The 6,235-nt window shown below is 64.8% G+C and carries 5 protein-coding genes; 4 read left to right on the top strand and 1 reads right to left on the bottom strand.

Annotated elements, in window-relative coordinates; all coding sequences use genetic code 11:
• Nucleotides 1-294 precede the first annotated feature (294 nt).
• The 3 genes from EOA60_RS14540 (at nucleotide 295) to EOA60_RS14530 (ending at nucleotide 3,520) form a co-directional block, all read left to right on the top strand.
• Nucleotides 295-1,257, top strand: coding sequence for an L-threonylcarbamoyladenylate synthase (locus EOA60_RS14540; protein WP_164747678.1), 963 nt, complete (start codon nucleotides 295-297; stop codon nucleotides 1,255-1,257).
• Nucleotides 1,258-1,337: 80 nt separating this feature from the next.
• Nucleotides 1,338-2,768: an FAD-binding oxidoreductase gene (locus EOA60_RS14535; RefSeq protein ID WP_095800908.1), complete on the top strand. Its 1,431-nt coding sequence runs from the start codon at nucleotides 1,338-1,340 to the stop codon at nucleotides 2,766-2,768.
• A 185-nt stretch (nucleotides 2,769-2,953) separates the two neighbouring features.
• Nucleotides 2,954-3,520: a DUF6101 family protein gene (locus EOA60_RS14530; protein ID WP_067327821.1), complete on the top strand. Its 567-nt coding sequence runs from the start codon at nucleotides 2,954-2,956 to the stop codon at nucleotides 3,518-3,520.
• A 164-nt stretch (nucleotides 3,521-3,684) separates the two neighbouring features.
• Here EOA60_RS14530 and ubiA read toward each other — a convergent pair whose 3' ends face one another.
• Nucleotides 3,685-4,668 carry a 4-hydroxybenzoate octaprenyltransferase gene (gene ubiA / locus EOA60_RS14525; RefSeq protein WP_067327822.1) on the bottom strand — a complete coding sequence of 328 codons (984 nt, stop codon included), beginning with the start codon at nucleotides 4,666-4,668 and terminating at the stop codon, nucleotides 3,685-3,687.
• A gap of 404 nt (nucleotides 4,669-5,072) precedes the next feature.
• Between ubiA and purD the strand changes: the two genes are divergently transcribed.
• The coding region (gene purD, locus EOA60_RS14515) for a phosphoribosylamine--glycine ligase (RefSeq protein WP_128311533.1) at nucleotides 5,073-6,235 on the top strand (1,163 nt) is incomplete at its 3' end.

Below are 6,235 nucleotides of genomic sequence, written 5' to 3'. Positions count from 1 at the left end.
GGACGAAGCCTGTGCCAAGCCGCTCGTCGCCAGCAGACCGATAACGACCGCTCCTAGAGCAATTCCAGGAAAGGGACGTAACAGCTTTCCGTTCGCAATTGCATCAAAGCAAGACATACGCATCACGACAACTCTCCGCCCACCAACCGGAAATCCGCACCCTAGCGTCGGCGAATTGATGCCGGCTTGCGCGGAAACTTAACATTTTAGGGATTGATAAATCGCCAATGCGCGCCCTTGCCCCTGCTGCCATGCCGTATTACGGGACCGGCATGTTCAGGATCGGTGGTGAATTTGGCTGAGATACTTGGCGTCGGCGAGGCGATGGAAAGGGCGCTGGCGCTGCTCGAAGGCGGCGATGTTGTCGCCATCCCGACCGAGACCGTTTACGGACTGGCAGGTGACGCCACGAATGGGGCTGCCGTGGCGCGTATCTTCGAGGTCAAGGGTCGCCCGAGCTTCAACCCGCTGATCGCCCATGTCGCCGACCTCGCCATGGCAAACCGCATTGCTACATTCGATCCATTGTCAACAAAGCTGGCGGAAGCTTTCTGGCCCGGTCCGCTGACGCTGGTGTTGCCGCAGCCCGCGGAAAACGGCATCCATCCGCTCGTCACAGCCGGGCTTGACACGATCGCGCTGCGCATGCCGAGAGGCTTAGGCGGCGAGCTGATCGCGAGATTGGGCCGGCCGCTCGCGGCGCCCAGCGCCAATTCCTCCGGCAGGATCAGCGCCACGACGGCCGAGGCCGTGGCGGCTGATCTCGGCGAGAAGATCAAGCTGGTGGTCGACGGCGGCGCGACGCCCGTCGGCCTGGAATCGACGATCGTCAAGATCGAGGACGGCAAGCTGCGTCTGCTACGACCCGGCGGCATCGCTGCCCGGGACATTGAAGCGGTCGCCGGAATTGAGGTGATCCGCGGCGCTACCGGAATCCAGGCGCCCGGCATGCTCGCCTCGCATTACGCGCCGCGCGCATCGATGCGGCTCAACGTCGGCAAGCTCACGAGCGGCGAGGCGCTGCTCGCCTTCGGCCGCGCTCGCGCTGAAGGCTGGCAGGATGCCGTGGCGCTGCGCAATCTTTCCGAGGCGGGGAATCTGCGGGAGGCCGCCGCCAATCTGTTCGCCTATATGCAGGCGCTCGACCGCAGCGGCGCGCCCACTATCGCCGTCGAGCCGATCCCGGCCGACGGCTTGGGCGAGGCGATCAACGACCGGCTCGCGCGCGCCGCCGCCCCGCGTGACAAGATCGACTGAGCCTATCTCTTTGTTTTGAACGCAATTCCGGACGGAAAACCGCTTCACACTTTTCCTGGAATTGCTCTAGGTTTGGGCGCATGAACGACCAGCCCTTCGACCTCGATCCTGCCCTCATCGACCGCTTCGCTGCCATCGTCGGCGACAGATACGCGCTGCGTGATCAGGCTGACATCGCGCCATACATCACCGAACGGCGCGGCCTCTGGCATGGCCGGACACCGCTGGTGCTGAGGCCAGGCAGCGTCGAGGAAGTGAGCCGCATCATGCGGCTCGCTACCGAGACCGGCACGCCGGTCGTGCCGCAGAGCGGCAACACCGGGCTGGTCGGCGCCCAAGTGCCGGACAAGTCCGGCCGCGACATCGTGCTCTCGCTGTCGCGGCTGAACCGCATCCGCGAAATCGATGTCCTGTCGAACACCATCACCGCCGAGGCCGGCGTCATCCTGCAGACGCTCCAGGAAGCGGCCGACGCTGCCGACCGGCTGTTCCCGCTGTCGCTTGCAGCCCAAGGCTCCTGCCAGATCGGCGGCAATCTCTCTTCCAATGCCGGGGGCACCGGCGTGCTTGCCTATGGCAATGCGCGCGAGCTTTGCCTCGGCGTCGAAGTGGTGCTGCCGACCGGCGAAGTGTTCGACGATCTGCGCAAGCTGAAGAAGGACAACACCGGCTACGATCTGAAAAACCTCTTCGTCGGCGCCGAGGGCACCCTCGGCGTCATCACCGCCGCGGTGCTGAAGCTCTTTCCGAAGCCGAAGGGCAGGGAGGTTGCCTTCGCCGGCCTGTCGTCGCCCCAGGCAGCGCTCTCGCTGTTCAGCTTGGCGATGGATCGCGCCGGTGCTTCGCTCACGGCTTTCGAGCTGATCGCCAAACGGCCTTACGACTTCACGCTTAAGCATGGGCAAGGGATCACCCGACCGCTGGCGGATGACTGGCCGTGGTATGCCCTGATGCAGGTCTCTTCAGGTCGCTCGGAAGAAGATGGCAAGGCGCTGATCGAGGAGATTCTTTCGGCCGGCCTCGAGCAGGGCATCGTCGGCGATGCGGTGGTGTCGGCAAGTCTTGCCCAGGGCGACGCCTTCTGGAATTTCCGCGAGACGCTGCCCGAATGCCAGAAGCCGGAGGGCGCCTCGATCAAGCACGACATCTCGGTGCCGATCGCCTCGATCCCGGAGTTCATCGAAAAGGCGGCAGGCGTGGTCCAGACTGTCTGTCCCGGCGCCCGCGTCGTCTGCTTCGGCCACATGGGCGACGGCAATCTTCACTACAACATCTCTCGCCCGCTGGATTGGCAGGACGACCCGTTCCTTGAGCTCTACCACCCGATGAACAAGGCCGTGCACGATGTCGTGCGTTCCTTCCACGGCTCGATCTCGGCCGAGCACGGCATCGGCCAATTGAAGCGCGACGAGCTGATCGCCACGGCCCCGCCAATGGCGATCGATCTGATGCGCCGGGTGAAGGCGGCCTTCGACCCGGCCGGCATCATGAATCCCGGTAAGGTTATCTAATTCTTCCAACATCTTGTGGCTGGTCGCATTCCGATAACCATCGGCTCCGATCAGCAAAATTTAACTGACTTTCTTAAGCGCGGCGGTAAGAAGCGAGCGCTAATGTTTCCCGCATAACGAGGCCGGAAAAACCGGCCCGGAGAGAACCGGAAAACGGCCCTCAGGAGAAACAGGAAGGCATTCGAATGAACACTGGACTGAAGCCAGTCTGGGCGGGGCGCAACATGCGTCTCGACCCGTTTCGCCTGCCGCAGATGGTAAGCTATGCCACGCGCGACGACTATGGCGATGTAACCTTCACCATCGACCCGCGCGGCGCCGTCATTCGCCGCACGCTGGAGATGAGCGGCGTGCCGGCGATCATCGCGCTGCCCGCCAATGCCTTCCGTGGTGTCGCCGCCCGCGCCATGGAGGATCCGGACGGCAATGTCACCGTGACTTTGGAACTTCTGCACAATGATCCGATGCTGTCGGTGCCGCTTTTGGTCGCCGACGATCTCGACGACGTCGCCGCCGACTGGCGCGCCTGGGCCGACGCTTATCGCCTGCCGATGCTTCTGATCGAGGCCGACGGCGTCGCCCGCACGCTGGAGGAATCGCTGGGCGCCGCAATCAAAGCGCTGCCGCCGCAGGAACGCCGCCAGGGCCGTGTCTCCAACATGCGCCGCCCGCGCTTCCTCGCCCGCCGCAGGACCGGCAATCTCGGCCTGCGTCTCGTCGTCGGCGGTGAGGAGATTATCGCGCGCGAATAGCAGCGACCCTTCCCTTCTCCCCCCTGTGGGAGAAGGTGTCGCCGAAGGCGACGGATGAGGGGTTCTCCAGGAAACGCCGAGCTCTCACTCCGCTGAAACACCCTCAACCGTCTCGGCACTGCGCGCCGATCCACCCTCCCACGACAAGGGGAGAAGGAGAGGCGCTACACCAGCGGCTTCAGCACCACCCAAAACGCCCCGCCGATCAGCCCCAGAAAAATCAGCCAGCCGACCTGGTTGTTCGACTTGAACAGCTTCAGGCACTGATCGGGATCGTTGATGTCGAGCCGGATGATCTGGCGCGCCATATGCGCGCCGGCGGCAATCAGCCCGGCCAGCGCCGGCATCGGCACTTGAGCCGAGGCAAAGGCGATGGCGAAGCAGGCAAGCGTGCCGCCATAGAGCCCGGTGAGCCAGGTCTTCGTGTTGTCGCCGAACAGGCGTGCCGTCGAGCGCACGCCGACGATGGCGTCGTCTTCCTTGTCCTGATGCGCGTAGATCGTGTCGTAGCCGATCACCCACAGGATCGAGCCGATATAGAGCATGATGGCGGGGCCATCGAGATCGCCGAACTCGACCGCCCAGCCCATCAGCGCGCCCCAGGAGAAGGCGAGCCCGAGCACGAATTGCGGCCAATTGGTGATGCGCTTCATGAACGGGTAGATCGCGACAATGGCCAGCGAGGCGATGCCGAGCGGAATGGCGAAGCTGTTGAACTGCAAAAGCACTGCGAGCCCGACCAGCGCCTGGATGATCAGAAACGCCCAGGCCTGGCGGCGCTTCACCTTGCCGGCCGGCAGCGGCCGCGAGCGGGTGCGCTCGACCTGGTTGTCGATGTCTTCGTCGACGATGTCGTTGTAGGTGCAGCCGGCGCCACGCATGGCGACGGCGCCGATGAAAAACAGGAACAGGTACCAGGGCGCGGGCAACAGCGTCAGCAGCGGATCCGTCGGCCGCGGATAGGCGCTGGCCGCAAGAGCCGCCGACCACCAGCAGGGCCACAAGAGCAGCTGCCAGCCGATCGGCCGGTCCCAGCGCGCAAGCTGCGCATAGGGCCACAGCCAGCGCGGCAGCACCCGGTAAACCCAATGGCCGCTCGGCGCGTCCGCGACGCGGCCCTGGGCTGCTTTCGACTGGATGGTTTCCATCGTGCTGGAGTGGCAGCAGCGATGGGCGCCGTCAAGCAGCCGCGTTGTCGCTCAGGCAGTGAAAACATCGTGACTGGCGAACCATGCTTTCGCTGTCTCGATGAAGGCGAGTGCCGCCTTCGATAGGCGCAGGCGCGCGTCGCGGGCGAGAACAATGCGCTGCATGGGAAGCACATCAAGCCCGGCCAGAAGTTGCGCGAGGACTGGTTCCCTGTCGTTTTCCGGAGCTGAGTCGACTTTGGATTGGGCCGGGCGGGATCGGTTTCCCATCGGCAAATTGCCTCATTGCGTCTTGATGTGGGCAATCTTCCCGTGTGCAATCGCCCCCCGAAACGCCAAGATGCCTTGACCCGTCGCCCTTGGACCAATAGCGGGTTCGGGGAGACGATCAGCAAGAGGTGGCCATGAACGTTCTTCTTCTCGGCTCCGGCGGCCGCGAACATGCGCTTGCCTGGAAGATCGCCGCGTCGCCGCTGCTGACGAAGCTCTATGCTTCGCCCGGCAATCCCGGCATCGGCCGTTTCGCCGAACTGGTCAAGCTGGACATCGCCGACCACTCCACTGTGGCCGCCTTCTGCCAGGAGAAGAAGATCGACCTCGTCGTGGTCGGTCCGGAAGGGCCGCTGGTGGCTGGCATTGCCGATGATTTGCGCGCCTGGGGCATCCGCGTCTTCGGCCCCTCCAAGGCGGCGGCGCGGCTCGAAGGCTCGAAGGGCTTTACCAAGGATCTTTGCGCCAAGTTCAACATCCCGACCGCAGCCTATGGCCGCTTCGGCGATCTCGCCGCGGCCAAGGCCTATGTCGAAAAGATGGGCGCGCCGATCGTCATCAAGGCTGACGGCCTTGCCGCCGGCAAGGGCGTCACCATCGCCATGAAGCTGGAGGAGGCGCTTGCCGCGCTCGACGCCTGTTTCGACGGCGCTTTTGGCTCCGCCGGCGCCGAGGTCGTCGTCGAGGAATATCTGACCGGCGAGGAGGCGAGCTTCTTCTGCCTCTGCGACGGCGCCACCGCGCTGCCCTTCGGCACCGCGCAGGACCATAAGCGCGTCGGCGACGGCGATACCGGTCCGAACACCGGCGGCATGGGCGCCTATTCGCCGGCGCCGGTGATGACGCCCGAGATGACCGAGCGCACCATGCGCGAGATCATCGAGCCGACGATGCGCGGCATGGCCAATCTCGGCGCGCCTTTCGCCGGCATCCTCTTCGCCGGTTTGATGATCACCGACCAAGGCCCCAAGCTGATCGAGTACAACACCCGCTTCGGCGATCCCGAATGCCAGGTGCTGATGATGCGGCTGAAGGACGACCTGCTCGTCCTGCTCAACGCCGCTGTCGACGGCCAGCTCGCGCACATGTCGGTCCGCTGGAGCGACGACGCGGCCCTGACCGTGGTGATGGCGGCGAGGGGCTATCCCGGCACGCCGGAAAAGGGCTCGGTCATCCGCGGTCTCGACGAGGCCGCCAGCGACGGCGCCGAAATCTTCCACGCGGGCACCGCCATCAATGGCGGCGCGCTCGTCGCCAATGGCGGCCGCGTGCTCAACGTCACCGCAACCGGCGCAAC

Source organism: Mesorhizobium sp. M1A.F.Ca.IN.020.06.1.1, assembly GCF_004023265.1.
Taxonomy (GTDB): Bacteria; Pseudomonadota; Alphaproteobacteria; order Rhizobiales; family Rhizobiaceae; genus Mesorhizobium.
This window is presented reverse-complemented; position numbering and strand designations above follow the sequence as displayed.

Excerpts from the sequence above, each read along its gene's own strand:
- ubiA (WP_067327822.1), bottom strand. The coding sequence starts at position 4,668 with ATGGAAACCATCCAGTCGAAAGCAGCCCAGGGCCGCGTCGCGGACGCG.
- EOA60_RS14535 (WP_095800908.1), top strand. The coding sequence starts at position 1,338 with ATGAACGACCAGCCCTTCGACCTCGATCCTGCCCTCATCGACCGCTTC.
- EOA60_RS14530 (WP_067327821.1), top strand. The coding sequence starts at position 2,954 with ATGAACACTGGACTGAAGCCAGTCTGGGCGGGGCGCAACATGCGTCTC.